Consider the following 26498-nt stretch of genomic DNA (forward strand, 5'->3'; position numbering starts at 1 on the left):
AGGAGGTCCTTCGTCAGAGCCGGCCCGCGGCCTTCAGGGCCAGGTAGGCGTCGGCGAGTGCCGGGGCCAGGTCGTCGGGGACGGCGTCCACCACCTCGCAGCCGTGCCGGCGCAGGTGCGCGGTGAGTCGCGCGCGGTCGCCACGCAGGCGTTCGGCGGCGGCGGCGTCGTACACGCGTTCCGCGGTGCCACGGCCCGCGGCCATCTCGGCCACGCGGGGGTCGGCCACGGCGGCGACCAGCACCAGATGGCGCGCGGTGAGCTGGGGAAGCACCTGGAGCAGGCCCTCGTCCATGGCGGTGGGGTTCAGGTCGGTCAGCAGGACCACCAGGCAGCGCCGCTTCGCGCGGGCCAGGATGGCGGCGACCATGCCGGCCGAGTCGGACTCCACCAGCTCCGCCTCGACCGGAGCCATCACGTTGACCAGAACCGACAGCGAGTCCGACCGCGCACCCCCGGTCGTCCAGGCCCGCACGGCGCGGTCGAACGCCAGGAAGTCGACCCGGTCGCCGGCCCGGCCCGCGAGCGCGGCCAGCAGCAGCGCCGCGTCCATCGACCAGTCCAGGCGCGGCCACCCGGCGTCTCCCGAGGCGGCCCGGCCCCGCTCGGCGAAGGGGGACACGCCGACGCGGCCGGCCGAGGTACGGCCGGTGTCGAGGACGATGAGGACGCGGCGGTCCCGCTCGGGCCGCCAGGTGCGCACGACGACGTCGGCGCGGCGAGCGCTGGCCCGCCAGTCGATGGAACGCACGTCGTCACCGACGACGTACTCACGCAACGAGTCGAACTCGGTGCCCTGACCCCGCACGAGCGCCGGGTGCTGACCTTCGAGCTCGCGCAGCCGGGCCAGCTTGGCCGGCAGGTGCTTGCGGCTCAGGAACGGCGGCAGCACACGCACCGTCCACGGCACGTGGTGCGAGCCCTGCCGCGCGGCGATGCCGAGCGGGCCGAGCGACCGCACGGTGACCGTCGCCGCCTCGCGGTCCCCGCGCCGGGACGGAGTCAGCGTCGTGACGAGCCTGCGCCGCTCACCGGCCGGCACGTCCAGCCGCTGCCGCCGCGGAGCCGACCCCGCCGACGGCGGCCAGGCGTCGCGCAGCGACCCCCGCACGCGCCGCGCGCCGGGGTTCTCCACGACCAGTTCCACCGCGACGTCCCCGCCGAGCCGCACCAGCCGTTCGCCTTGCCGGTGGAACCGCAGCGGCCGCACGCTTCCCGCGAACGTCAGATCGACCGTGACCAGCGCGGCGACCAGCAGGAGCAGGCCGAGCAACGCGAAGCCGGGCTCAGGCGCGACGAGCACCACGACGGCGCCGATCGCGGCGATGAGGCCCGCACGGCCGGTGAGCGCCATCAGCGCGGGACCGGGACCGAGGCGAGCACGCCGTCCAGCAGGCCGTCGGCGGTGGCGCCTTCGAGCTCCGCCTCGGGCCGCAGTTGCACACGGTGCCGCAGCGCGGGCTTGGCCAGCGCCTTCACGTCGTCCGGCGTGACGTACGAGCGGCCCGACAGCCAGGCCCAGGCGCGGGCCGCGGCGAGCAGCGCGGTGGCGCCGCGCGGGGAGACGCCGAGCTGCAGGGACGGCGACATGCGGGTCGCGCGCGCCAGGTCGACGACGTACGCCAGCACCTCGGACGCCACGTGGACCCGGCCGGTCTCGGCGCGCGCCGCGGCGAGGTCGGCGGCCGACGCCACCTGCTTGACGTGCGACAGGTCCTTGGGGTCGAAGCCGAGCGCGTGCCGTTCCAGCACGGCGATCTCCTGGTCGCGCGGCGGCAGCGGCACGGTCAGCTTGAGCAGGAACCGGTCGAGCTGCGCCTCGGGGAGCTGGTAGGTGCCTTCGTACTCGATGGGGTTCTGCGTCGCCACCACCACGAACGGGTCCGGCAGCTCACGTGCGGAGCCCTCCACGCTGACCTGGCGCTCCTCCATCGCCTCCAGCAGCGCGGCCTGCGTCTTCGGCGGCGTGCGGTTGATCTCGTCGGCGAGCAGCAGGTTGGTGAACACCGGCCCCTCGCGGAACGCGAACTCCGCCGTGCGCGCGTCGTACACCAGCGACCCGGTGACGTCACCCGGCATCAGGTCCGGCGTGAACTGCACGCGCTTGAAGTCCAGCGCCAAAGTGGAGGCCAGCGTGCGCACCAGCAGCGTCTTGGCGACACCGGGGACGCCTTCGAGCAGCACGTGGCCCTGGCACAGCAGCGCGATCACCAGCCCGGTGACCACGGCGTCCTGGCCCACCACGGCCTTGGCCACCTCGGCGCGCAGCGCGCCGAGCGCCTCCCTGGCCCCCACGGCGGCGGCCGACGCGCCGAAGTCGACGGTCCTGTCCATAGGGCCGTGCGCGGGTTGAGCCGGTGCCGAAGGCGGGCCGTGCGCGGGGTCAGGCGCGGGTCCCGCCGGGCCGGAGGGATCGGTGGGCCCGGTCGGAGCCGGGGGACGGGCCGGGTCGGCGGGTCCGCTCTGGGGTGCTCCCGGCGGAGGTGTGGTCACGGCTCTCGTACCTGCCTTTCCAAGGTGTCCAGGTGACCCGCCAGGGCCACGAGCCCGGCGTCGTCGGTGGGGGGCGGGCCGAACATGACGGCGCGGACCCAGGTGGGCTCACGGCCGGTGCGCGCGGCCGCGACGGCGATGATCTGCTCGGGGCCGGCGTCGGCGTTCAGGCCGAGCCGCGGCGTCAGCCGGTTCGCGCTCGCGGCACGCAGCGCGGCGGCGGCCTGGCCGCGCGCGCGGCGCGCGCGGTACAGGCGGCCCCTGCCCTCGACGGTCTCGGCGGCGCGGACGACGACCGGCAGCCGTTCCACCACCACGGGGCCGAGGCGCCGTGCGCGCCACAGCGCGACGAGCACCACGGCCACGATGAGCTGCAGCACGGCCCAGGGTATGCCGCGTGGCAGCAGGTCGGTCAGGGTCGCGCCGCCGGAGCCCGGACCGGCGGCCGTCTCGTCCGGCGGCACCAGCCAGATCAGCACCGGCCGCGTCCCCGCGAGGTTGACGGCGAGCGCGGCGTTGCCGTCCTCGGCGAGCCGCTGGTTGCTCATGAACGCGCCGTCGCCGACCGCCGTCACCGTGCGGCCCCCGCCGGTGACGCGGGCCAGGCTCGGCCCGAGGTCGCCGGTCGGGTAGCAGGTGACGGCGCCGCGTGGCACGCTGAACGTCGCGCCGCCGATGTAGGCGCTGCCTGCCATGGCGGCGGCGGGAAGGTCGCAGCGCGGCTGCCGGGAGACGACCGCGGTCCGGTCCTTCACGGTGATGCCGGCGCCGAACTCCTCCATGCTGGGGACCGCGCCGACGATGAGCCGGTCGGCCCGGGTGGCGGCGAGCGCTCGCGCGGCGGGAGGATCGAAGATCTGCGGCACCGCCGAGATCAGCAGCAGCCGGTCAGGCGCGTCCAGCCGTACGGCCTCGTCGACCGACGTGACCCGCTCGACCCGCACCCCCTGGCGCCGCAGGATCTCGGCCAGCGCCTTGCCGCCGTCCAGCGTGGTGTCCGCCGGATCGAGCGGCCTGCCTTCGGTCGAGGTGCCGGTGAACAGCACCGTCACCACCGACACCACCAGGATCAGCGCGCCGACGACCACGATGCCACGGCCGCCGCGCCACACGCTCCGCGCGGTCGGCGAGGTGGACACCGACGCCGCGGCCGCACGCGGCGGCGCGACGGTCACCGGGCACCTCCACGGGACGGTGACGTGACGGTCAGGGCCGGCCTGGCGGTGCGGAGGGTCTCGTCCAGCGCGGTCATCTCCTGGTAGCCCTCGGCGGTGCCGGGAGCGGCGCCGTAGGTGACCTCGTCGAACAGGCGGACCGCGGACGCCAGGCGTGCCGCGTGCGCGGGAAGCTCACGTCCCGCGGCCTCGGCGAGCTCGTCGGCGGTGCGGCCGGGCTGCGGGGTGACGATGGCCCGGTGCTCCAGGTCGCGTGCGACGGCGCGCAGCCGTTCCCTGATGGCCTCGGCCCACCGCGACTCGGCGGCGAGACGCTCGGCCTCGGCCCTGTGCTCGTCGGCGGTGCGCTCCACGGCGCCGAGCAGCGCCTCGCCGGCCCGCCGGCCACGGGTGGCCCTGCGTCCCTGCCAGGCGACGAGCGCGATCAGCGACCCCACGATGACGACGACGATGACGAGCGCGATCACTCCACCCGGCACCCCGCCTGGCGCGTTGCCGAGCAACTGGTCGAAGAACTCGCGGATCAGCCGGATGACCCGCTCCAGCAGCGACTCCTGCTGGTACTCCGGCTTGATCAGCTCCTCGACGGCACGGCGCCGCGCGTCCTCGCGTCCGATGTCGTCGAAGGCCGCCGCGACGGCGGTCGCGACGATCACGGCGCTCCGGCGTGCGTGGGGCCGGACGGACCGGCGGCGTGCGAGGGGTGCCACAGCTCGTCGGCCGAGGACGGCACCCAGCCCTGGCGGTGCTGCTCGACGGCCGCGGTCTGGAGCACCAGGTCGAACGCCTCGGCGCGCATCCGCCTGTCGGTGTACAGCAGGCCGTTGACCCCGGCCTGGATCGGATAGGTGATCATCGCGCTGAGCACGCCGCTGACCGTGAGAAGGATCGTGATCAGCACGGTGGCCCACAACGCGCCGCGTCCGGCCACCGACACCAGCACGACGGCCAGCTCCATCGGCACCGACAGCACGGCCCCGAGCAGCGCGGTGAGGATCCAGGTGAGCAGCAGGATGCCGAGCACCCGCCAGAACGAGCCCCGCACCAGGCCCCACGACCTGCGGATCGCGGCCGTCACCCCGCGGCCCTCCAGCACCACCGCGGGTGCGGCGAGCGACAGGTGGGCCGTCATGAACAGCGCGTAGCCGATGTAGATCAGCCCGAACACCACCGTCACGAGCGCGACCGCCGCGCCACCGGAACCGGCCGCGAGCACCGCGGCGACGAGCGCCGCGATGAGGAGCAGCGGCGCGGCCACGATGAGCGCGGTGAGCAGCGCGAGGCCGATCAGGGGGCCGATGCGGGACCGGGTGAGCCGCCAGGCCTCGCCGACGGTGATCCGGCCGCCGAACACGGCGCGGCCGAGCACCCGGGTCAGCATGCCGGTGAGGACGGTCACCAGGAAGAACTGCACGACCAGCGACAGGATCGACCCGCCGAGCTGGCTGGCGAGCCCACCCAACGGCACGTCGGCGTCGGACCGCGCCGGAGCGCCGGTCAGCAGGTCGCCGACCGACCTGTAGTAGATCGCCTGGCCTATGGCCACCGGCAGCGTGCCGATCGCCGCCGCGACGGCCGACAGGCCGAGCGTGGCCTTGGGGTTGGACCTGATCAGCTTGATGGTGCCGTCGAGGATGTCACCGAGGCCGAGCGGCCGAAGGGGGATGATGCCGGGCCGCAGCGCGGGCTGCGGCGGCCGGTGGCCGTACCCCGGCCCGTATCCCGGCGGCGGGCCGTACCCCGGAGCGCCGTACCCGCCTGGCGGCGAGAAGCCTCCCGGCGGCGGCGCGTGGCCGGGTGGCGGCGGCTGGCCTTGGGGAACGGCCCCCGGCGCGGCGTCCTTGGGGTCGCCGGGAGCGGTCCACGGCTGCTGCCCCGGCGCGCCGTAAGGCGGAGGCTGATTCTGCGACCACCCCGGGGGTGTGCTGGACGGGGTGCCGTGACCGTCTGACATATCCCAATCCTGGCATGTCGCACCGCTGCCTGGGGCGGCCGGGCGAGGGATGGGGTCACCGGTTGACCGGAACCGCATCTCATGGCGCACACTGGGGAACGTACGGTGTGTGGCCGCGCCATGCCATGTCGTGGTTCCGACAGGCCAGATCATTGGCTAGATCCGTAAGCTGCGCCTAAAATTCGGCTTTCGACGAAGCGAATGTTCGGTCGTTTATCACCCGGCCAGGACCGGCGGGTAGCCTTCGGACGGTCGTGCGGCAATCGCCTCGAACTCCCACACAGATGTGCATAACGAATGAGGGGCTATGAAAGGACGCGTGCTGGTCGTCGACGACGACGCGGCTCTCGCCGAGATGCTCGGCATTGTCCTTCGGGGCGAGGGCTTCGAGCCGTCGTTCGTATCCGATGGAGACAAGGCGCTGGACGCGTTCCGTGACACCCGTCCTGATCTTGTCCTGCTGGACCTGATGCTGCCGGGAGCGGACGGCATCGACGTGTGCCGTCGCATCCGGGCCGAGTCCGGCGTGCCGATCGTGATGCTCACCGCCAAGAGCGACACCATCGACGTGGTGCTCGGCCTGGAGTCCGGCGCCGACGACTACATCGTCAAGCCGTTCAAGCCCAAGGAGCTCGTCGCGCGGGTGCGGGCCCGGCTGCGCCGCACCGACGAGCCGACCCCCGAGGTGCTGCAGATCGGCGACATCACCATCGACGTCGCCGGCCACTCGGTGAAGCGCGGCGAGGAGACGGTGAACCTCACCCCGCTGGAGTTCGACCTGCTGGTGGCGCTCGCGCGCAAGCCGCGCCAGGTCTTCACCCGCGAGGTGCTGCTGGAGCAGGTCTGGGGCTACCGCCACGCGGCCGACACGCGCCTGGTGAACGTCCACGTCCAGCGGCTGCGCGCCAAGATCGAGAAGGACCCCGAGCACCCCGAGATCGTGGTGACCGTGCGCGGCGTGGGCTACAAGGCGGGCCCGGCGTAAGCCGCGCGCCGGCCACGCCTGGACGTCCCGATGTCCTCCCTCACCTCCGCGCGCGGCCCGGCGCGCCCCAAACCGAAGAAGAAGACGCGGCGCACGCCGCGCCAGATCGTGCGCGGGGCGCGCAGGCGGGCCCGCCGCACGGCGGGGAAGGTGCGCCGCGTCTGGCGGCGCTCCCTCCAGCTCCGCGTGGTCACGAGCACCTTGGTGATCTCGATGACCGTGGTCGCGGTCCTCGGGTTCTTCCTCATGCAGATGATCGACACGGCGGTGCTGCGCGGACGCATCAACTCCGCCACGTCCGAGGCGCAGGCCAACGTGACGACCGTCGCGAGCTACCTCACCCAGCCCGCCGTGACGCCGAACCGGCAGTCCGCCTCGGCGCCGGACGGCGACGGCGACGTCCAGATGGACAGCGCCGTCGACCAGGCCGCCGACGCGCTCGCGCGGCGGGCCGAGTCGCGGTACAGCGTGGTGATCCTCAACGCCGACCGGGTGGGGGAGGACCGCGGCACCGGGGCCGTCGACCCGCGCAGCGTGACGGCGAAGCTGCGCGACAAGGTGCGGCAGGTCAAGGACGTGCCGCAGGCCATGTACACCTCGCTGTACTACGCCGGTGACGACAGGCCCGTGCCGGCGCTCGCCATCGGAGCGCTGGTCCCCACGCTGTACGGCGACTACGAGGTCTACCACTTCTTCCCGCTCGAGGACGACGTGCACACCTTGTCGCTGGTGCAGCAGTGGCTCGTCGTGGTCGGCGCGGCCCTGGTGCTGCTGCTCGCCGCCGTCGCGTTCCTGGTGACCCGGCAGGTCGTCACACCGGTACGGCTCACCCGGCAGGCCGCCGAACGCCTCGCCGCCGGCCGCCTGGAGGAACGGCTGCGGATCCGCGGCGAGGACGACCTCGCGCGGCTCGCGGTGTCGTTCAACGAGATGGCGTCCAACCTCGCGCTCAAGATCCACCAGCTTGAGGAGCTGTCGCACGTCCAGCGGCAGTTCGTCTCCGACGTCTCCCACGAGCTGCGCACCCCGCTCACCACCGTCCGCATGGCCGCCGACCTGCTGTACGAGGCGCGAGAGGACTTCGAGCCCGCCGCCGCGCGGTCGGCCGAGCTCATGCAGGCCCAGCTCGAACGCTTCGAGTCCATGCTCGCCGACCTGCTCGAGATCAGCCGGTACGACGCGGGGGCCGCGACCCTGGACGTCGACTCGGTGGACATGCGGGACGTCGTGCTGCGCGCCGTCGGCGACTCCCAGCCGCTGGCCGAGCGCAAGTCGACCCGGCTCGACCTGCGGCTGCCGAACGAGCCGTGCATGGCCGAGGTGGAGAGCCGCCGGGTGGAGCGCATCCTGCGCAACCTGCTGTTCAACGCCATCGAACACGGCGAGGGCCGCGACATCGTGGTCACCCTCGGGGCCGACCGCGACTCGGTGGCGGTGGCCGTACGCGACCACGGGGTCGGGCTGAAGCCCGGCGAGGAGAACATGGTGTTCGACCGCTTCTGGCGCGCCGACCCGTCGAGGGCCCGCACCATCGGCGGCACCGGGCTCGGGCTCGCCATCTCGCGCGAGGACGCGCAGCTGCACGGCGGGTGGCTCCAGGCGTGGGGCATGCCGGGGGAGGGGTCGCAGTTCCGGCTCTCCCTGCCGCGGCAGGCCGGGGCCGAGCTGCGCGGGTCGCCGCTGCCGCTGGTGCCGCCGGAGGTCGAGATGCGCCGCCACTGGCGCGGCGCCGCCACGCCGGTGCTGTCCCCGGCGATCGAGAGGCACTTCGATGGCGACTGACCTCCGCTCCCGTACCCGGCGGCTGGCCGGCTGCCTGGTCGCGCTGCTGGCCGCCGTGGCCTGCGCGTCCTGCTCCACGGTGCCGGCGGGAGGCAACATCTTCGAGGCCCGGGGGGCCAGCGAGGGCGACCCCCTCAGCCAGCCGTTCGTGCGCATCCTCGCCGCCGATCCCAAGCCGAACGGCTCGCCGCAGGACATCGTCGGAGGTTTCCTCGCCGCGGCGGCCGGCTTCGACGACCCTGTGCGCACCGTCGCGCGCAAGTACCTCACCGGAGAGGCGCAACGCGGCTGGAGCCCGTTCGACGCGACCACCATCTACGACCAGCGGTCACTGACCAGCGAACCGCTGCGGGAAGGCATGCAGCAGGTGCGGGTCACGCTCCGTACCACGCTGCTCGGCAGCATGGACGGCGACGGTCACTACGTGCCGAGCGACACCGAAGGCGCGTCCGAGCGGAGCCTGGACTTCATGCTGGTCAAGGTGGCGGGCCAGTGGCGCATCTCGTCCGCGCCGTCCGGGCTGCTGCTGTCCGACGACGACTTCAAGCGGGCCTACCGGCCGTTCGACCTGAACTTCGCGGCCGAAGGCGCCGAAGGTCTCGTCGTGGACCAGGTCCGCATCCCGATCAACCCCAGCGAGAGCATCGCCAAGTCGCTCGTGCACCGCCTCATCGACGGCCCGACCCGGCCGCTGCGCGGGGCCGTCAGGTCCGCGTTCGGCAGCAACGTGGACGTCAACAGCGTGGTGGTGGACGGCGACCTGGTGGTCGTGGACTTCACCTACGGCATCGTCGACTCGGTGCGCGAGTCCGCCGACCGCGAGGCGCTGTCCGCGCAGCTCGCGTGGACGCTCAAGCCGATGACCGAGTCGCGGCGCATCGAGGTGCGCGTCAACGGCGAGACCTTCCCCGGCGGCACGTTCGTCATCGACCCGCGTGACTACGAACGCTTCGCCCCCGACGTCCTGTCCGGCGAGGCCCAGGCGTACTACCTGCAACAGGGCAAACTCCACCTGATCGACAAGGACCGCGACAACCCCGTCCTGGTGGACCCCGGCGAGGCGCAGAACCGCCGCTTCACCGACCTGGCCGTCTCCTACGAACGCTCCACCAAGATCGCCGCGCTGGCGCAAGGCGGCGGCGTCTGGGTGAGCGGCACCACTCCCGGCAGCCAGTGGCAACGCTGGATCCCCGGCGCCAAGCCCACCGCCCCCTCATGGGACCGCTACGGCTTCGTCTGGTCCGTGACCAAGGACGACGGCACCTCCAAGGTCTTCCGCTCCGGCGGCCCCTCCGGCCCCCCCACCCAGTTCAGCGCACCCCAACTGGCCGCCACCGACGTCACCGCCTTCCGCGTGGCACGCGACGGCGCCAGAGTCGCCGTCATCTCCGACGACGGCAACGGCCAACGCGTAATGGTCGGCACCATCGACCGCGCCAAACTGGCCGTCCAGAACCTCCGCGTCCTCGTCCCCGCCGAAGACGCTCAAGAGATCAGCGCCATAGCGTGGCGCGACGCCAGCACCCTCCTGGTCCTCACCAAGACCAAATCAGAACGCGAACTCACCCCCTGGTCCGTAACCCAAGGCATCCGAGCCGACACCGCCAAAGCCGCCAGCAGCATAGAGTCCATAACCGCCGCCCCCGACCCCCTCCCCGTCCTCGCCGCCCGCGCCAACGGCGGCATAGTCGCCTGGGACCCCCAAAAGAAACAGTGGACCACCCTCGTCGAATCCGGCGCCGGCCCCCCGGTCTACCCCCTCGGCTGACCCCCTGTAACTCGACCGAAGCCGAACGACTCGGCTGTGTCCGAGCAGCTCTCTTCCGCTGTCGGCCCCCGGTCTCCCCTCTCGGCTGACCCCCTGTAACTCGACCGAAGCCGAACGACTCGGCTGTGTCCGAGCAGCTCTCTTCCGCTGTCGGCCCCCGGTCTCCCCTCTCGGCTGACCCCCTGTAACTCGACCGAAGCCGAACGACTCGGCTGTGTCCGAGCAGCTCTCTTCCGCTGTCGGCCCCCGGTCTCCCCTCTCGGCTGACCCCCTGTAACTCGACCGAAGCCGAACGACTCGGCTGTGTCCGAGCAGCTCTCTTCCGCTGTCGGCCCCCGGTCTCCCCTCTCGGCTGACCCCCTGTAACTCGACCGAAGCCGAACGACTCGGCTGTGTCCGAGCAGCTCTCTTCCGCTGTCGGCCCCCGGTCTCCCCTCTCGGCTGACCCAGTAACCCGACCGAAGCCGAACGACTCGGCTGTGTGCGGGCTGCTTCCTTTCGGGGTCGGCTCTTCGGTCTGCCTTCTCGGTTGGCCCCTTGTAGGTCGATTGGAGTCGAACGACTCGACTGTGTGCGGGCTGCTTCCTTTCGGTGTCGGCTCTCCGGTCTACCCGCTCGATTGATCCCCTTCAAGTCGACCGGAGCCGAACGACTCGACCTCGTCCGGACCGCTCCCTCCGGAGGGGAGTCGGCGCCGACGCGGTGGGACGTCGTACGGTGAATCCGGCGCCTTCGTACGGTGGCCGGCGTGGCTGTGCACGGTGTGTTCCGTCCGGTGGTGTGGACGGGGCGACGCCGAGGCGGTGGGGTGGTGCACGGCGAATCCGGCGCCGTCGTACGGCGGCCGGCCGGTCCGGGTCAGGTTGCCGACGGAGTCGGCATGTCTCGGCCGCGTATGGTCTGTTGCCCCTGTTGGTATGGCTTGCCGGGTTTCTGCGTGGCGGGGGTCGCACTCGGAGTCGGTGCAGGCCGGTCGTGTGCCGATCGGAGTCCACGTGACCCCGCCGTGCATGATCTGTTCTGTACGGTGGTGTCGTTTGGAACGGCGCCGACGCGATCGGATGGTGTACGGCGAATCCGGCGCCGTCGTACGGCGGTCGGCGTGGCTGGGACGGGTACCGGCTGACGTTTGTGGCCGAGTGTGGACAGTGGGGTCGGGTGGAGGTGGTTTCGTCGGTGCGGGTCGGCATGGTGGAGGGGTGTTGTCCGCCTTTCTCGATCTGGTTCTGCCGCAGAGCTGTGCCGGGTGTGCGCTGCCAGGTGCGGTGGTGTGTTCCGTCTGTGCCGAGGAACTGCACGCCGACCCCGCGCCGCGTCCACCCGTCCCCGCGCCACGTGGCATGCCGGAGTGCTGGTCGGCGGCTCCCTACCGCGGAGCCGCACGCGGACTGGTCCTCGCCTACAAGGAACGTGGCCGCACGGCCCTGATCCGGCCGCTGGCCGACGTTCTGGCCACGGTGCTGCTCTCTGTCCCGGCGTTACCTACCGGCCCGCTGACGCTGGTTCCTGTGCCGAGCGCGCGGTCGGCGGTGCGACGGCGTGGCCACGATCCCGTGGCCCGCCTCGCCGCGGCCACGGCCGCGCGACTCCGCACCCTCGGCCTCCCGGCATCCTGCACTCCCGCGCTCCGGCACCACCGCCGCGTCCGCGACCAGGCCGGCCTCACCGCCACCGAGCGCGCCGCCAACCTCTCGAACGCTTTCGCCGTACGCCGCCGCCGGCCCACCCGGCCTCCCGTCACGGCCGTCCTCGTCGACGACATCGTGACCACCGGCACCACCCTCACCGAAGCCGCCACCACCCTACGCCGCACCGGCATCCCCGTCCCCCTGGCGATCACCCTCACCGCCACTCCGCGCCTCCGCCGCTGACCGGCTGAGCGCCGTACGACGGCGCCGGATCCGCCGTACGACGTCCCGCCGCGTCGGCGCCGCTTCAATCGACTCCGAGGCGGAGCAAGTCCTGTGCGGCGCGCTTATGTCGGTGAGCTGCCTGTGGCGCGGTCTACTCCAACCTCCCGGCAAACGGGCCCTGTCTTTCGCGGTCTTGCCGCCATGTCCAGCTCGGCCTCAAGTACGCCGACGAGCCGGTCCGAAGTCTCTCCACGCGGAGATCTCGATCCGCCGTGCTGGTCTCTATCCGCCGTGCTGGTCTCTATCCGTCGCGCCGGTCTCCGATCCACCGCACCGGTCTCCCTTCTCCGGGCTGGTCTTCGTCCACGGCGCTGGTCTTCGTCCACGGCGCTGGTCTTCGTCCACGGCGCTGGTCTTCGTCCACGGCGCTGGTCCTCCTCCACGGCGCTGGTCTTCGTCCAGCGGCTGGCGGCGGGTGGTTGGAGGTGGAGGTTGGGGATCGGGGAGGTCACGGGTTGGCGACACGCCCGGGAAAAAAGGTGGATAGAAATCCTGGAGGTTACGAAAAGTAGTGGTTGGTGGGGTCGGGGGAGTGGCGGTGGGGGGACAGGTTGGTGGCGGGAGTGGTAGATGGCCTTGCTTGCAGGGGGAGTGAGGGGGTGGGGGTCGTACGGGGGTGGTGAGGGGGTGGGGAGTCAGGGGGAGTGGGGGGTGCGGTGGTTACGGAGGGTGGTGTTTGCGGTCGGGGGCGGGCTGACATTCGGGCCGGTAGCGACTAGCGTCTGAGCATGGCACCCGTTCGGGTCCGTGGTTGCGCCGGGCCGATCCCCTCTGGGGGACCAGCACGGCTAGCCGATGCCAGCCGCAGGCGAAACGGCCCACGTAAGGCGACTCTTCGTCGACCGATCACGGTGCGGCTTAGAGGTAAGTCCTGCCTTCCCGCAGGGACCAGATGTCCCTCGTCAGAAGAGAAGGGCAGTAGTGGCATGGAGCCGCGAACCCCTCAGCAGGCGGATGTGGGGACGAAGACCAGGTCGGCCGGACGGGTGCTCTCCTTTGCAGTCGAAACGAAGGGGGGCCTCTGAGTGGACATCATCGTCAAGGGACGGCACACCAGTGTGAGTGACCGGTTCCGTGATCACGTGACGACGAAACTGGCCAGGATCGAGCGACTGGACAGCAAACTCATCCGAGTGGATGTGGAGGTGTCCAAGCAGGCGAACGTGCGAGCACAGGACGAGCGAGAGCGGGTCGAGCTGACGATCCACTCGAAGGGACCGGCCATCCGTGCCGAGGCCTCGGCCGACGATCGGTTCGCGGCGCTCGACATAGCGCTAGGCAAGCTGGAGGGCCGACTCCGGCGGATCGCCGACCGGCGCAAGGTCCATCACGGCAACCACTGCCCCCCCTCGGTGGCCGAGCTGACCTCCGTCCTTGGCGATTCCTACACACCGCTGCCGGAGCCGATCCCCGCGGAGACCGACCGCTTCGCCGAGCCGGAGGAGGAGCGGCGGCGTTCCTCCGACGAGCCGGCTGAGCCGATCGTGCCGATCGAGATGGACGGCGACGGGCCGCTCGTCGTGCGCGAGAAGTTCCACAAGGCCGACCCGATGACCATCGACCAGGCGCTGCTGGAGATGGAACTCGTCGGTCACGACTTCTACCTCTTCCGTGACAAGGAGAGCGGCCATCCGAGCGTCGTGTACCGCCGCGTCGGTTACGCCTACGGCGTGCTGCGGCTGGACGAACCATAACCGTCACGTTCGATGATCCTCTCGACCATCCCCGTAGCCTCGGAACCCGTGTAAGGATGGTGGTTCCGACGGCGCGGGAGCGTCGCGCGGCAGGGACCGATCCCCCGGCGCGACCGGTTCCCCACGAGGAGGAGGCGTGACGCAGACCGACGAAACGGGCGGCCGTTCCGGGCGTGACGAGCCGATCCGCGTGCTGATCGTGGACGATCACGCGTTGATCCGGCGGAGCCTGGATCTCGCGCTGACCGCGGAGCCGGACATCGAGGTGGTCGGTGAGGCCGGCGACGGGCAGGAGGCGGTCGAGCTCGCGGACCGCCTCATGCCCGACGTGGTGCTGATGGACGTGCGCATGCCGCGGCAGAGCGGCATCGAGGCCACCAGGGCGATCAAGGCGTCGATGCCGAGTTCGCGCGTCATCATGCTGACCGTGAGCGACGAGGAGGAAGACCTCTTCGAGGCGATCAAGGCGGGGGCCACCGGCTACCTGCTGAAGGACGTCCAGATCGACGAGGTCCCCGACGCCGTGCGCGGTGTGCACGAGGGCCAGTCGCTGATCAACCCGGCCATGGCGGCCAAGCTGATCAGCGAGTTCGCCAACATGAGCCGCAAGGAGGCCGAACGGCCCCCGCAGCTCCCCGTGCCGCGGCTGACCGAGCGCGAGATGGAGGTCCTGCGCCTGGTGGCCAAGGGCATGAACAACCGCGAGATCGCCAAGCAGCTGTTCATCTCCGAGAACACCGTGAAGAACCACGTGCGCAACATCCTGGAGAAGCTCCAGCTGCACTCCCGCATGGAGGCCGTCGTCTACGCGGTGCGCGAGCGCCTCCTGGAGATCACCTGACGCTGCCGGCCGTGCCGCCGCTCTGCCGCAGAGCGGCGGCCAGGGCCGGAGCGAGCTCCGGGGTGGACAGTCGCTCGACCCGCACGTCGTCGCAGCCGACCCACGTCGCGGCCTCCCACAGCGCGAGAGCCATGGCCTCGGCGGCGCGCGTGCCGGAGCCGGGTTCGAAGCCGACGGTGCGGGCCACCAAAGTGGTGCCGCCGCGCGCGGGGTCGACCCGGCCGATGAGCCGGCCGCCGGCCAGGACCGGCATGGTGAAGTAGCCGTGGATGCGCTTGTCCTTGGGGACGTACGCCTCAAGGCGGTGGGTGAAGCCGAAGACGCGCTCGGTGCGCGCGCGGTCCCAGACCAGGGAGTCGAACGGCGACAGCGGCGTGGTGCGGTGCCTGCCGCGCGGCAGGGACGCCAGCGCCTCGGGGTCGGCCCAGGCGTTGGCCGGGCCCGCTCCTTTGCCGCGGGCCGCGGGCCAGCCGGCCACGGTGACCGGCACGAGACCCGCCGCGCCTGAAACCAGGGCCTCGTCGAGCAGAGCGGCGTGCGGCCCGCGCACCCGCACGAAGTCGACCAGGTCGGCCCGGGTCGCCACGCCGAGCGCGGCGCCTGCGATGCCGGTGAGCCGGGTGACGCACTCGGCGTCGGTGAGGTCCTCGGCGAGTAGTGCGGCGGGGACGGCGCGCTCGGCCGCCTCGTACACCCGCCGCCAGCCGACCCGGCGGGTGCAGACCACCTCGCCGATGTCCAGCAGGAACTCCACCGAGATCTTGACGTCGGACCAGTCCCACCAGGGCCCGCCGTTCTTGGCGCCGCCGAGGTCGGTGGTGGTCACCGGGCCTTCGTTCCTGACGCGGTCGAGCACCTTGTCGACGGACGGCGGCACCTCGTGCCAGCGGTAGCGCCGCTCGCGGAAGGCGCGGCGGCGGAAGGAGTAGAGCGGCCAGTGCTCGATCGGCAGCACACAGGCGGCGTGGCACCAGTACTCGAAGGCGGCGGCGGGCTCGTGCCAGTAGGCCCGCTCGACCGCGGGCCTGCCGACCGCGCCGAGCCGCGCGTAGGGGATCAGCTCGTGCGAGCGTGCGAGCACCGAGATGGTGTCGAGCTGGACGGCGGCGAGCCGCCGCAGCATCGCGGCCACCCCACCCCGGCGGGAGTCGGCGCCGAGGAACCCCTGAGCACGCAGGATGGCGCGGCGGGCCTCGTCGGCGGTCAGCTCGATCACGGAAGCGGGGAGGACGGTCGGCATGACCCGATGCTAGGACCCGCCACCGACGAAAACGCCGGGAGGCGGGACCGGTCGGAGCGGCGGCCGGCCGTGCCGGAAGCCGGGGCCGGTGGAACGGCGGCCGGCTGTGCGGTGCAAGGGGCCGCCGGTGAGAGGACCGGTCAGTGTGTGCCGCGCTCGAACGGGGAGTGGTGTTCCTGTACGGCGATGTCGCGCGGCGCGTCCTCGATCACGTCGGAGAAGATGTCGAAGATCAGAGCGAGGACGCCGCCGATCGCGGTCACGCCGACGCCGACCCAGAACAGGAACCAGTTGGGGCCGATGGTCAGCGCCACACCGCCGATGGTGAAGCCGAGGAGGATCACGGTGACGGCGAGCCACGAGGTGGGCCGGCCCGCGTGGGACTGACCGCTGTGTGCCTGCTGCGCCGGTGCGCTGTCGGCCATGCTTGACTCCTTGTCCGCGTTCATACGGCGGTGCCGGTCGGCGGCACGCCGGGGCGAAAGGTTCGCGCCCCTTCACCGTCGCACGATATCCAACGTCCCCGCCGGTCGGCGCGGCCGTACCCGTCCGTAATGCCCCTGTACCCGCCGTTCAGCCACGACGGGTCGCGCCACACGGTCCGGACAGCGTGATTGACGGTGGCTGTGCGGGGTGGTGAAACCGCCTACCATGGCTAGCAGGAACCATGTCTCGTCCTCATTGTCCCGGCCGTCGGGCCGAGGTGCATAGCTGCGAGGAGCTTTACGAAAAGTGCCAGCCATTCTCGACAGAATTCTTCGCGCCGGCGAGGGCAAGGTCCTGCGTAAGCTGAAGCGGATCGCCGAGCAGGTCAACTCGATCGAGTCCGACTTCACCAGCCTCTCCGACGCCGAGCTCCGCGCGCTCACCGCCGAGTTCAAGCAGCGCCACGCCGACGGGGAGTCCCTGGACGACCTGCTCCCCGAGGCGTTCGCGACGGTGCGCGAGGCCGCCCGCCGTGTGCTCGGTCAGCGCCACTTCGACGTGCAGATCATGGGTGGCGCGGCCCTCCACCTCGGCAACATCGCCGAGATGCGCACCGGTGAGGGCAAGACCCTGACCTGTACGCTGCCGGCGTATCTCAACGCCATTTCCGGCAAAGGCGTCCACGTCATCACGGTGAACGACTACCTCGCCAAGCGTGACGCCGAGACCATGGGCCGCGTCCACCGCTTCCTCGGGCTGGAAGTCGGCGTGATCCTGGCCAATATGCCGCCGGACGAGCGCCGCAAGCAGTACAACGCGGACATCACCTACGGCACGAACAACGAGTTCGGCTTCGACTACTTGCGCGACAACATGGCCTGGACGCTGGAGGAGTGCGTACAGCGCGGCCACAACTTCGGCATCGTCGACGAGGTCGACTCGATCCTCATCGACGAGGCCCGCACCCCGCTGATCATCTCCGGTCCCGGCGAGCAGTCCGGCAAGTGGTACCAGGAGTTCGCCAAGATCGTGCCGAGGCTCCGCCGCGGCGTCGAGGGCAAGGACGGCGAGGACAGCACCGGCGACTACATCGTCGACGAGAAGAAGCGCACCGTCGGCGTCCTGGAGGCCGGTGTCGAGAAGGTCGAGGACTGGCTCGGCATCGACAACCTCTACAAGCCCGAGCACACCCACCTGGTCGGCTTCCTCAACAACGCCATCAAGGCCAAGGAGCTGTACCGCAAGGACAAGGACTACATCGTCGTCGACGGCGAGGTCCTCATCGTCGACGAGTTCACCGGACGCGTCCTGCACGGCCGCCGCTACAACGAGGGCATGCACCAGGCCATCGAGGCCAAGGAAGCCGTCAAGATCAAGGACGAGAACCAGACCCTCGCCACGGTCACCCTGCAGAACTATTTCCGGCTCTACACCAAGCTCGCCGGCATGACCGGCACGGCCGTCACCGAGGCCAACGAGTTCCACCAGACGTACAAGCTCGGGGTCATCCCCATCCCGACCAACCGGCCGATGATCCGCCGCGACCAGGCCGACGTGGTGTACAAGAGCGAGGACGCCAAGTTCACCGCCTGCGTGACCGACATCAAGGAGCGGTACGAGAAGGGCCAGCCGGTCCTCGTCGGCACCACCTCGGTGGAGAAGTCCGAGAAGCTCTCCAAGATGCTGAAGCGTCTCGGCGTGGCCCATGAGGTGCTGAACGCCAAGAACCACGCGCGTGAGGCGGCGATCATCGCCGAGGCCGGCCGCAAGCAGGCCGTGACCGTGGCGACCAACATGGCGGGCCGCGGCACCGACATCATGCTCGGCGGCAACCCCGAGTTCCGTGCGGACGTCGAGCTGCAGCAGCGCGGCCTGTCGCCGTCGGAGACCCCCGAAGAGTACGAGAAGGCGTGGCCCGAGGCGCTGGAGAAGGCCAAGGAGGCCGTGAAGGCCGAGCACGACGAGGTCACCGAGCTCGGCGGCCTGTACGTCCTCGGCACCGAGCGTCACGAGTCGCGGCGCATCGACAACCAGCTCCGCGGCCGGTCCGGCCGCCAGGGTGACCCGGGTGAGTCCCGGTTCTACCTGTCGCTCGAGGACGACCTCATGCGGCTGTTCAACTCCGCCAGGGTCGAGATGATCATGACGCGGCTGAACATCCCCGAGGACGTGCCGATCGAGTCCGGCATCGTCTCCAAGGCCATCGCGTCGGCGCAGCACCAGGTCGAGCAGCAGAACTTCGAGATCCGCAAGAACGTCCTCAAGTACGACGAGGTCATGAACCGCCAGCGCAAGGTGATCTACGCCGAGCGGCACCGGGTCATGGAAGGCGCGGACCTGCACGAGCAGGTGCGCGGCTTCATCGGCGAGGTCGTCGAGGAGTACGTCAGGGCCGCCACGACCGAGGGCTTCGCCGAGGAGTGGGAGCTCGACAAGCTGTGGAAGGCGTTCCAGCAGCTCTACCCGATCTCGATCACCGTCGACGAGCTCATCGAGAGCGAGGCCGGCGGCGAGCGTGACGCGCTGACCGCGCAGGCCATCATCGACCGGGTCACCGCCGACGCGCTCGCCGCGTACGACCGGCGCGAGGAGCAGTACGGCGCGGCGGCCATGCGTGTCTTCGAACGGCAGGTCATCCTCACGGTGATCGACCGCAAGTGGCGCGAGCACCTGTACGAGATGGACTACCTGCAGGAAGGCATCTCCCTGCGGGCCTACGCGCAGCGCGATCCGCTGATCGAGTACCAGCGCGAGGGTTTCGACATGTTCACCGCGATGCTCGACGGCGTCAAGGAGGAGTCGGTCGGTTACCTGTTCAACCTGGAGATCCAGGTGCAGGACGACCCGATCGTCCAGGACGAGACGCCGCAGGACGCCGTGTCCGCGCCGGTCAGCGAGACCGAGGCCATCATCGCCAAGGCGCTGCGCCGTCCGCAGCGTCCCTCCGAGATGATCTACACCGCGCCTGGTGAGAGCGGCGAGGTGGAGCAGACCCGTGTCCGCACCACCTCCGCCGACCGCGCCGCGTACGGCAACGTCGAGCGCAACGCGCCGTGCCCCTGCGGCTCCGGCAAGAAGTACAAGCGTTGCCACGGCGACCCGAAGAACGCCAACGTCTGACCGGACGTGACCGAGGACAGGCGTCTCCCCGCACGGGGAGGCGCCTGTCGTGCGTCCAGGCCGGCGCCGGTCCACCGGCGGCCGGACATATCGGCTTTCAGGGCCTGCCGTGCGGTGCTCAGGCGGTCTCGAAGTCGGTGCACAGCCAGTGGACGCGGCGGCGTTCCAGGCGGAGCGCGAGGACGCGGCTGCGGTCGCCGCAGTGCACGAGCACGCAGAACTCGATGACGTCGTCCCGTGGCCAGGTGACGTGCGGCCGTCCCACCAGCACGCGCCGCCGGGTGTGGATCATGTGGCCGGCCCGCACCAGCTCACCGTAGGCCCGGTCGGTGAACCGTCCCGACACCACCCCGGCCGGCCGCCGTCCCGACAGCACCTCGGCCACGGCCTGCGCGAACCCCCGCAGTGCACGCTCGCTCGGCGGCCCGCCGCCGGTGGCGAACGCGCCGGCGGGACCGGCGGCGGGAGTCGCGGCGTGCTTCGCGGCGGCAGGCGCGGGGCCGCGGCGGGGGTGCCGCTCGTAGGCCGGCTCCGCGGTGGGGAGGGTCAGTCTCTCCGGATCGGGTCGGGACATCGGACGCTCCGCTGGGTGGGGGATTCGTGACCCTTCATGGAGTAGCCGGACGTTGCCGCTGATACGCCGGCGCGCCAACTTCTCGAGAAGATCCCGGGCTCCAGGGTGTCATTCAGTGCCGGGTGCACGTGGCAGGTTCCGAGGTGCGGGTGCACGTGGCAGGTTCCGAGGTGCGTTCCAGCGCCGGGTGGACGTAGCAGGGGTTCCGAGGTGCGTCTCCGTGCTCCGGGTCACGTCCCGGGCTCTGAGGTGCGTTCTCGTGCGGGGTTCTCGTCGAGGTCGGCGTCGGGTTCGCGGCCGGGGGTGAGGATGTTCAGGCGCCTGATCAGGAAGCTGAAGACCACGTAGTACACGACGGCGTACACGACACCGATGAGCATGATCATGCCGAAGCCGTCGGTGTTGGACTTGGTGGCGTTGAGTGCCGCGTCGATGGCCCCCGCGGAGAACGTGAAGCCGAGATGGCCGTCCAGCGCCGCGACCAGCGCCATCGACACCCCGGTGAGCAGCGCGTGGATCACGAAGAGCAGCGGCGCCACGAAGATGAACGCGAACTCGATCGGCTCGGTGATCCCGGTGACGAACGCCACGAGCGCCGCCGAGATCAGGATGCCGCCGGCCGCGCGCCGCCGCCGTGGCGGCGCGGCCCGCCACATGGCCACCGCGGCGGCCGGCAACCCGAACATGATGACGGGGAAGAAGCCCGCCATGAACTCCCCGGACCCGGGGGCTCCTTGCAGGTAGCAGGTCAGGTCCCCGGCGAAGGCCTTGCCGCCGGCCGTGCAGTCCGGCACCTGGAACCACACGATCGAGTTGAGGAAGTGGTGCAGCCCGAACGGGATCAGCAGCCGGTTGGCGACCCCGTAGATCCCGGCCCCCACGGTGGAGTGCTCGGCCAGCCACCGTCCGAACCCGGTCATCCACTCGCCGACCGGCTGCCACGCCAGGCCGAACACCACGCCGATGAGCAGCGCCGCGAACGCCGTGACGATCGGCACGAACCGCCGTCCGCCGAAGAACGCGAGCCAGGTCGGCAGCTTGATCCGGTGGTACCGCTGGTACAGCAGCGCCGCGGTGATGCCGATGACGATGCCGCCGAGCACCCCGGTCGGGTTGCCGGCCGCCAGGTCGATCACCTCGGCCGTCCGGCCGTCCGCGCCGGCCACGGTCCGCGCGACCCGCTGGTGCACGGCGAACCCGGGGTCGGCGTCGAAGAACAGCAGCCGGGACACCCGGTCGAACACCAGGTAGCCGATCAGCGCGGCGAGCGCCGTCGAGCCGTCCGACCGGCGCGCGAACCCGACGGCGACGCCGATGGCGAACAGCAAGGGGAGGTTGTCGAACAGCACGCCTCCCGCGCCGCCGACGACCTCCGCCACCTTGTCGAGCGCCGTGTTGTCCGTGCGGCCGAGCAGGTCGTCCTGGCCGAGCCGCAGCAGCAGGCCGGCCGCGGGGAGCGCGGCGATCGGCAGCATGAGGGAACGTCCGATGCGGGACAGCACCGCCATCACGGCGGCCCGGGCCGAGGAAGCGGCCGGCGGGGCCGTGTCCGCCGAAGAGGTGCTCATCGGCTTCCTCCGGGTGAGACGAGGGGAGGACTCAGCCCCGCCTGGCAGGGATCTCCAGCACGGTGCGGAGCTGGTACCGGTCGGCGCGGTAGGTCGAGACGCCGAACTCCACGCAGACGCCGGCGGCGAACGACCTGCGCTGCAGCAGCAGCACGGCCCCGCCGCGCGGCATGCCGAGCAGGTCGGCGTCGCCGGGGTCGGCGATGCCGCCGTCGATGGTCAGCTCCCCGGCGTCGAGCACCACCCCGTGCCGCGTCTCCAGCAGCGCGTACAGGGAGCGGCCGGTCAGGTCGTGCGAGCCGAGGTCGGGGGCGAACGACACGGGGATGTGGGCCCGCTCGACGCACAGCGGGTCGCCGTCGGCGGTGCGGAGCCGTTCGATGAAGTGGACGGCCTCGCCGGGCTGGATGCCGAGTTCGCGTGCCAGGTGCGCACTGGCACGGACCACCCGCCGGTCGAGGTCGCGTGAGCCGGGTTCCATGCCGCGGGCCCGCATGTCGTCGCTGAACGAGGTGAGGCGGAGCGCCATCTCGATCTTCGGCCGGGCCACGAAGGTGCCTTTGCCGGCCACGCGGTGCAGGCGTCCCTCGGTGACGAGCTGGTCCACGGCCTGGCGTACCGTCATGCGTGACAGGCCGAAACGCTGGCACAGCTCTCGTTCGGAGGGGATCGCCGCGCCGATGGACAGCTCGTCGCCGTCGATGAGGTCGAGCAGGATCTCGCGGAGCTGGAAGTACTTCGGCACCGGGCTGTCGGGGTCGATCCGGGCCACCGATCCCTCCCCTCTCGATCTCGTCGGCGGGATGCGTTAGGGTTTGTGCTGGTCTAGTCCGGACTAGACCACAGCTCGGAAACGAGTGTCAACGTACGGACCGGCGACGGATCGATAACGGGCCGATCTCGCCACCCGCAGCCGGAGGACGGGCACGCATGACGACCAAGATGCGCAGTGAGATCGCCGAGCAGCCGGCCGCGCTGAGGGCCACGCTGGACGCGCTGCTGCCCCGGGTGGGGGAGGTCGAGGCGATCGCCGCGCGTACCCGCCACCTGGTGTTCGTCGCGCGCGGCACCTCCGACAACGCGGCGGTGTACGGCCGCTACCTGGTCGAGGCGTACGCGGGCCGCCTCGCCGCGCTCGCCGCGCCGTCCATCGCCACCACCTACAAGCGCAGGATCGACCTGTCCGGCGCGCTCGCCGTCGGCCTGTCGCAGTCGGGCCGCACCGAGGAGATCGTCGAGACCCTCGCCTGGGCCAAGGACTGCGGCGCCGCCACCGTGGCGATCACCAACGGCGGCGAGGGATCGCCGCTCGCGCAGGCCGCCGACCTCGCGCTGTGCACCGTGGCCGGCGCCGAGGAGGCCGTTCCGGCCACCAAGACCTACACGACCCAGCTCGCCGCGCTCGCCGTGCTGGCGCTCGGCCTCGGCGCCGGCGTCGAGGCCGGCGACCTGGCCCGGGTGCCGGACGCCGTCGAGGAGCTGATCGCCGACCCCGGTGACCTGGACGCCGTCGTCGAGGGCCTCGCCGGGGTGCAGGGTGTCGTGGTGTCGGGCCGCGGCATGGCGTTCTCCACGGCCCTGGAGACCGCGTTGAAGCTCAAGGAGGCGTGTTACCTGCACGCCATGGGCCTGTCGTACGCCGACCTGCTGCACGGCCCGATCGCCGTGGTCGACCGCGACACCCCCGCGCTGCTGGTCGCCGCAGGGGAGGGGCCGACGCTCCCCGGCACCGTCGCGCTCGCCAGGCGCGTGACCGGGGCCGGCGCCGCCGCGTACGCCGTCGGCGGCGGCGCGGAGCTCGCGGGGGCCGCCACCGCGTCGCTCAACGGCCCGGCGCTGCCGGAGTGGGTGGCCCCGATGGGGCTGATCGTGCCGGGTCAGCTCCTCACCGAGGCGCTGGCCCGCCGGCTCGGGTACGACCCCGACTCCCCGCGCGGCCTCAACAAGGTCACGCAGACGCAATAGCCTTTTCTTCCCGGCACGCGGGAGCACCCGAGGCGGTGCGACGAGGAGGACGACATGTCTGCTGACGCGAACGCGATCATCGCCGGGCTCGGCGGAGCCGGCAACATCATCGAGATCGAGCCGTGCATCACCCGCCTGCGCACCGAGGTCCGCGACGCCGCCAAGGTCGACCAGGCCGCGCTGCGCGCCGCCGGCGCGCACGGCGTGATGGCGGCGGGTAACGTCGTGCAGGTCGTCGTGGGGCCGGACGCCGACACGCTCGCCTCGGACATCGACGACATCATCGGCTGAGACCTCAAGGCCGTGACCACTGTCCTCGCGCCGGTGACCGGGAAGGTCATCGGGCTGGCCGCGGTGCCGGACCCGGTGTTCTCCGGGGGGCTGGTGGGGCCCGGCACGGCGATCGACCCGCGCCGCGCCGAGGGTGAGGCGCTGGCGCCGCTCGACGGCACCGTGCTGAAGATCCACCCGCACGCGTACGTGATCGTGGGGCCCGACGGCCGAGGGGTGCTGGTCCACCTCGGCATCGACACGGTGCGGCTGCGGGGGGAGGGGTTCCGGGTGCTGGTACGCGAGGGGGAGACCGTCGCGGCGGGGTGTCCCGTCGTGGTCTGGGACCCGGCGGTGGTCGAGGCGGCCGGTCTGTCGCCGGCGTGTCCGGTGGTGGCGCTGGAGGCCCGGCCCGAGGCGCTGCGTACGCTGGCGGCCGGAGTGGTGCGCGCCGGGGAGGAACTGTTCCGGTGGGACTGACGGAGCCGCCTCTTTTGTTGAGGCCGGGTATCAAGGCGTAATGAAAAACAACCCTGTCGAGGAGGAACCGTGCCTGAGCGCAAGGTGGTAGTGGAGTCGGAGGTCGGCCTGCACGCGCGGCCGGCCGCGACGTTCGTGCAGACCGCGGCGAAGGCGGCCATCGACGTCACCGTCGCGCGTCCCGGCGGCACGCCGGTGAACGCCAAGAGCATCCTGTCCATCCTGGCGCTGGATGTCCGCAGCGGCGAGACCATCGTGATCCACGCCGAAGGTGAGGACGCCGACCGGCTGCTGGACGAGCTCGCCGCCATCGTGTCGGTTCCCTGAACACACGATGACGACGCTCACCGGGGCAGGAGTCAGCCCGGGGACCGGGTACGGCGCGGCGTTCCTGCTACGGTTCAAGATCGCCGAGCCGGCCGCCGGGTCGCGGCACGACGGCGACCCGGTCGCCGAGACGGCCAGGGCCGAGGCCGCAGTCGCGCGGGTCGCCGCCACGCTGGAGGAACGCGGCGTGGCCTGCGGGGGAGAGGCCGAGGAGGTCCTGCGGGCCCAGGCCATGATGGCGCTCGACCCCGAGCTCAGCGCGGACGTGGCCGGCCTGATCGACGCCGGGGTCGCCGCCGAGCGCGCCGTGTACGACGCGTTCCTGCGGTTCCGTGACGTCCTCGCCGAAGGCCGCGGGTACGTCGCCGAGCGGGTGGCCGACCTGGACGACGTGCGGGATCGGGTGATCGCCGAGCTGACCGGTGTGCCGATGCCGGGCCTGCCGGGGGAGGCCGAGGCGCCGTACGTGCTGGTCGCGCATGACCTGTCCCCCGCCGACACGGCCACGCTGTCCAGGGACGTGGTGGCGGCGTTCGTCACCGAGCGAGGCGGGCCGACCAGCCACACCGCGATCCTGGCCCGCGCCATGGGGGTGCCGGCCGTCGTCGCCTGCCCCGGAGCGACCAGCATCGCCGAAGGCACCATGGTTTTGGTGGACGGCACCGCCGGTGTGATCATGGTCGGGCCGGACGAGGCGGAGGTGCGGACCCGGCTGAACGGCTCCGCACCCGGCGCGGGACCCGTGGAGACCGGCCGAACCTCCACCGGTACGGCACGCACCCCCGCCGCACCCGCGCGCACCGCCGACGGACGCCGCGTGCCGCTGCTCGCCAACATCGGCGGGCCCCGTGACGTCGCCGCCGCGCTGGACAACGGCGCGGAAGGCGTGGGGCTGTTCCGCACCGAGATGCTGTTCCTGGACCGGGAGGACTCGCCGTCGCTGGAGGAGCAGGTGGCGGTGTACCGCGAGGTCTTCGAGGCCTTCCCCGGCGCACCCGTGGTCGTCCGCGTCCTCGACGCCGGCGCCGACAAGCCCCTGCCGTTCCTGCGTCCCACGGGGGACGAGCCCAATCCGGCCCTGGGGGAACGCGGCATCCGCCTGTTCCGCACCTACCCCGACGTCCTCACCACCCAGCTCCAGGCGCTGGCCCGCGCTGCGGAGGACACCAGCCCTCTGCTCCAGGTCATGGCCCCCATGGTGGCGACCGCCGACGAGGCGGCGTGGTTCACCGCACTGGCCCGCGAGGCCGGTCTCGCCGGCGCCGGTGTCATGATCGAGGTCCCCGCCGCCGCGCTGCGGGCCCACGACCTGGCCGGACAGACCGCCTTCTTCTCCATCGGCACCAACGACCTGTCGCAGTACGCCTTCGCCGCCGACCGCGAGCTCCCGTCCCTGGCCCCGCTGCACGCACCCTGGCACCCCGCTCTGCTCGACCTCATCGCGCTCACGGCGGCGGCAGGCATCCCCACGGGGGTCTGCGGCGAAGCCGCCGCGGACCCCGCGCTGGCCTGCGTGCTCACGGGCCTCGGCGCCACGACGCTGTCCATGACGCCGACGGCCGTCCCCTGGGCCAGGGCCGCACTGGCCGGCCACACCGTCGCTCAGTGCGAGGCCGCCGCGGCCGCCGCACGCCGTGCCGCTGCTCCCGAGGACGCACGGGAAGCGGCCCTCGTCCACTTGCCGGGACTCGCCGAGGCCGTGGACGCTCCCGCGGATCCCGTGGCGCGCGGAGAGGCGGGCCCGAGCTGACGGTCGCCGTGCTCGCAGGCGACGCGCGCTCCGACCGACCGTCCGCGACCGGCGCCTGCCACGAGCGAGCCCTTACGGCCGCACCAGCGGACGAAGGCCCGGCGCGGCTTCTCCGTGGATGTCACCTGGACCGGGACGGCGAGAGGCTCGGTGGGGGGATCGATCTCCTGCAG

At 71.7% G+C, this 26498-nt stretch carries 22 protein-coding genes; 12 read left to right on the forward strand and 10 right to left on the reverse strand.

Translation table 11 applies throughout. From position 1 onward, the window contains the following. Positions 1 to 13 precede the first annotated feature (13 nt). The 5 genes from BJ992_RS07455 to BJ992_RS07475 all read right to left on the reverse strand — a co-directional run bounded on the left by BJ992_RS07455 (position 14) and on the right by BJ992_RS07475 (position 5622). Entirely contained in the window at positions 14 to 1354 is a 1341-nt protein-coding gene (locus tag BJ992_RS07455; RefSeq protein WP_184979182.1) for a DUF58 domain-containing protein, read from the reverse strand. Next, a complete protein-coding gene (locus BJ992_RS07460; RefSeq protein WP_184987716.1) occupies positions 1354 to 2334 on the reverse strand; it encodes an AAA family ATPase in 981 nt (326 codons plus the stop codon). The genes BJ992_RS07455 and BJ992_RS07460 overlap by 1 nt, the downstream gene beginning before the upstream one ends. A gap of 155 nt (positions 2335 to 2489) precedes the next feature. Beyond that, entirely contained in the window at positions 2490 to 3668 is a 1179-nt protein-coding gene (locus BJ992_RS07465; protein ID WP_184979183.1) for a DUF4350 domain-containing protein, read from the reverse strand. After that, a complete protein-coding gene (locus tag BJ992_RS07470) occupies positions 3665 to 4324 on the reverse strand; it encodes a DUF4129 domain-containing protein (protein WP_343072537.1) in 660 nt (219 codons plus the stop codon). The genes BJ992_RS07465 and BJ992_RS07470 overlap by 4 nt, the downstream gene beginning before the upstream one ends. Further along, a complete protein-coding gene (locus tag BJ992_RS07475; protein WP_184979184.1) occupies positions 4321 to 5622 on the reverse strand; it encodes a DUF7847 domain-containing protein in 1302 nt (433 codons plus the stop codon). Before BJ992_RS07475 ends, BJ992_RS07470 begins: the two co-directional genes overlap by 4 nt. A gap of 307 nt (positions 5623 to 5929) precedes the next feature. Between BJ992_RS07475 and mtrA the strand changes: the two genes are divergently transcribed. The 6 genes from mtrA to BJ992_RS07505 all read left to right on the forward strand — a co-directional run bounded on the left by mtrA (position 5930) and on the right by BJ992_RS07505 (position 14605). Further along, complete coding sequence (gene mtrA / locus BJ992_RS07480; protein ID WP_184979185.1) at positions 5930 to 6607, forward strand: MtrAB system response regulator MtrA; 678 nt, start codon at positions 5930 to 5932, stop codon at positions 6605 to 6607. Between the two features lie 30 nt (positions 6608 to 6637). Further along, a complete protein-coding gene (gene mtrB / locus BJ992_RS07485; RefSeq protein WP_184979186.1) occupies positions 6638 to 8389 on the forward strand; it encodes an MtrAB system histidine kinase MtrB in 1752 nt (583 codons plus the stop codon). After that, entirely contained in the window at positions 8379 to 10157 is a 1779-nt protein-coding gene (locus tag BJ992_RS07490) for an LpqB family beta-propeller domain-containing protein (RefSeq protein WP_184979187.1), read from the forward strand. The genes mtrB and BJ992_RS07490 overlap by 11 nt, the downstream gene beginning before the upstream one ends. Positions 10158 to 11425: 1268 nt before the next feature. Next, positions 11426 to 12028 carry a ComF family protein gene (locus BJ992_RS07495; RefSeq protein WP_343072538.1) on the forward strand — a complete coding sequence of 201 codons (603 nt, stop codon included), beginning with the start codon at positions 11426 to 11428 and terminating at the stop codon, positions 12026 to 12028. A gap of 1067 nt (positions 12029 to 13095) precedes the next feature. After that, positions 13096 to 13764: a ribosome hibernation-promoting factor, HPF/YfiA family gene (gene hpf / locus BJ992_RS07500; RefSeq protein ID WP_184979189.1), complete on the forward strand. Its 669-nt coding sequence runs from the start codon at positions 13096 to 13098 to the stop codon at positions 13762 to 13764. Between the two features lie 136 nt (positions 13765 to 13900). After that, the gene (locus BJ992_RS07505) at positions 13901 to 14605 is read left to right on the forward strand and encodes a response regulator (protein ID WP_184979190.1); all 705 of its coding nucleotides are present in this window, start codon (positions 13901 to 13903) and stop codon (positions 14603 to 14605) included. Here the strand turns inward: BJ992_RS07505 and BJ992_RS07510 are convergent. Together BJ992_RS07510 and BJ992_RS07515 are read right to left on the reverse strand one after the other, a co-directional pair. Then, on the reverse strand, positions 14598 to 15845 hold the full coding sequence (locus BJ992_RS07510) for a winged helix-turn-helix domain-containing protein (protein ID WP_184979191.1): 1248 nt from the start codon (positions 15843 to 15845) through the stop codon (positions 14598 to 14600). The two genes, BJ992_RS07505 and BJ992_RS07510, sit on opposite strands and share 8 nt — an antisense overlap. 140 nt (positions 15846 to 15985) lie before the next feature. Next, complete coding sequence (locus BJ992_RS07515) at positions 15986 to 16270, reverse strand: HGxxPAAW family protein (RefSeq protein ID WP_184979192.1); 285 nt, start codon at positions 16268 to 16270, stop codon at positions 15986 to 15988. A 307-nt stretch (positions 16271 to 16577) separates the two neighbouring features. On the opposite strand from BJ992_RS07515, the gene secA reads away from it, so the two are divergent. Then, positions 16578 to 19391 carry a preprotein translocase subunit SecA gene (gene secA / locus BJ992_RS07520; RefSeq protein WP_184979193.1) on the forward strand — a complete coding sequence of 938 codons (2814 nt, stop codon included), beginning with the start codon at positions 16578 to 16580 and terminating at the stop codon, positions 19389 to 19391. A 118-nt stretch (positions 19392 to 19509) separates the two neighbouring features. Here secA and BJ992_RS07525 read toward each other — a convergent pair whose 3' ends face one another. From BJ992_RS07525 to BJ992_RS07535, 3 genes are all read right to left on the reverse strand, one after another. After that, positions 19510 to 19965, reverse strand: coding sequence for an Rv3235 family protein (locus BJ992_RS07525; protein WP_184979194.1), 456 nt, complete (start codon positions 19963 to 19965; stop codon positions 19510 to 19512). Between the two features lie 230 nt (positions 19966 to 20195). Next, positions 20196 to 21533: a PTS transporter subunit EIIC gene (locus BJ992_RS07530; protein ID WP_184979195.1), complete on the reverse strand. Its 1338-nt coding sequence runs from the start codon at positions 21531 to 21533 to the stop codon at positions 20196 to 20198. A 31-nt stretch (positions 21534 to 21564) separates the two neighbouring features. Then, positions 21565 to 22305: a UTRA domain-containing protein gene (locus tag BJ992_RS07535; RefSeq protein WP_184979196.1), complete on the reverse strand. Its 741-nt coding sequence runs from the start codon at positions 22303 to 22305 to the stop codon at positions 21565 to 21567. Positions 22306 to 22463: 158 nt separating this feature from the next. Between BJ992_RS07535 and BJ992_RS07540 the strand changes: the two genes are divergently transcribed. The 5 genes from BJ992_RS07540 to ptsP all read left to right on the forward strand — a co-directional run bounded on the left by BJ992_RS07540 (position 22464) and on the right by ptsP (position 26325). Beyond that, entirely contained in the window at positions 22464 to 23498 is a 1035-nt protein-coding gene (locus BJ992_RS07540) for an SIS domain-containing protein (RefSeq protein ID WP_184979197.1), read from the forward strand. A 54-nt stretch (positions 23499 to 23552) separates the two neighbouring features. Continuing rightward, positions 23553 to 23789 carry a PTS sugar transporter subunit IIB gene (locus BJ992_RS07545; protein WP_184979198.1) on the forward strand — a complete coding sequence of 79 codons (237 nt, stop codon included), beginning with the start codon at positions 23553 to 23555 and terminating at the stop codon, positions 23787 to 23789. Positions 23790 to 23801: 12 nt separating this feature from the next. After that, positions 23802 to 24248, forward strand: coding sequence for a PTS glucose transporter subunit IIA (locus BJ992_RS07550; RefSeq protein ID WP_184979199.1), 447 nt, complete (start codon positions 23802 to 23804; stop codon positions 24246 to 24248). A 69-nt stretch (positions 24249 to 24317) separates the two neighbouring features. Then, positions 24318 to 24575: an HPr family phosphocarrier protein gene (locus BJ992_RS07555; RefSeq protein ID WP_184979200.1), complete on the forward strand. Its 258-nt coding sequence runs from the start codon at positions 24318 to 24320 to the stop codon at positions 24573 to 24575. A gap of 7 nt (positions 24576 to 24582) precedes the next feature. Continuing rightward, positions 24583 to 26325 carry a phosphoenolpyruvate--protein phosphotransferase gene (gene ptsP / locus BJ992_RS07560; RefSeq protein WP_184979201.1) on the forward strand — a complete coding sequence of 581 codons (1743 nt, stop codon included), beginning with the start codon at positions 24583 to 24585 and terminating at the stop codon, positions 26323 to 26325. The last annotated feature ends 173 nt before the right edge of the window (positions 26326 to 26498 follow it).

It is taken from the genome of Sphaerisporangium rubeum, assembly GCF_014207705.1.
In the GTDB taxonomy this organism is placed as follows: Bacteria; Actinomycetota; Actinomycetes; order Streptosporangiales; family Streptosporangiaceae; genus Sphaerisporangium; species Sphaerisporangium rubeum.

Bases quoted from the DNA above. Each gene is read 5' to 3' on its own strand.
- BJ992_RS07475 (WP_184979184.1), bottom strand. From the start codon at position 5,622: ATGTCAGACGGTCACGGCACCCCGTCCAGCACACCCCCGGGGTGGTCG.
- BJ992_RS07515 (WP_184979192.1), bottom strand. From the start codon at position 16,270: ATGGCCGACAGCGCACCGGCGCAGCAGGCACACAGCGGTCAGTCCCAC.
- BJ992_RS07510 (WP_184979191.1), bottom strand. From the start codon at position 15,845: ATGCCGACCGTCCTCCCCGCTTCCGTGATCGAGCTGACCGCCGACGAG.
- mtrB (WP_184979186.1), top strand. From the start codon at position 6,638: ATGTCCTCCCTCACCTCCGCGCGCGGCCCGGCGCGCCCCAAACCGAAG.
- BJ992_RS07540 (WP_184979197.1), top strand. From the start codon at position 22,464: ATGACGACCAAGATGCGCAGTGAGATCGCCGAGCAGCCGGCCGCGCTG.
- BJ992_RS07530 (WP_184979195.1), bottom strand. From the start codon at position 21,533: ATGAGCACCTCTTCGGCGGACACGGCCCCGCCGGCCGCTTCCTCGGCC.
- ptsP (WP_184979201.1), top strand. From the start codon at position 24,583: ATGACGACGCTCACCGGGGCAGGAGTCAGCCCGGGGACCGGGTACGGC.
- BJ992_RS07460 (WP_184987716.1), bottom strand. From the start codon at position 2,334: ATGGACAGGACCGTCGACTTCGGCGCGTCGGCCGCCGCCGTGGGGGCC.
- BJ992_RS07455 (WP_184979182.1), bottom strand. From the start codon at position 1,354: ATGGCGCTCACCGGCCGTGCGGGCCTCATCGCCGCGATCGGCGCCGTC.
- mtrA (WP_184979185.1), top strand. From the start codon at position 5,930: ATGAAAGGACGCGTGCTGGTCGTCGACGACGACGCGGCTCTCGCCGAG.
- BJ992_RS07525 (WP_184979194.1), bottom strand. From the start codon at position 19,965: ATGTCCCGACCCGATCCGGAGAGACTGACCCTCCCCACCGCGGAGCCG.
- BJ992_RS07545 (WP_184979198.1), top strand. From the start codon at position 23,553: ATGTCTGCTGACGCGAACGCGATCATCGCCGGGCTCGGCGGAGCCGGC.
- BJ992_RS07490 (WP_184979187.1), top strand. From the start codon at position 8,379: ATGGCGACTGACCTCCGCTCCCGTACCCGGCGGCTGGCCGGCTGCCTG.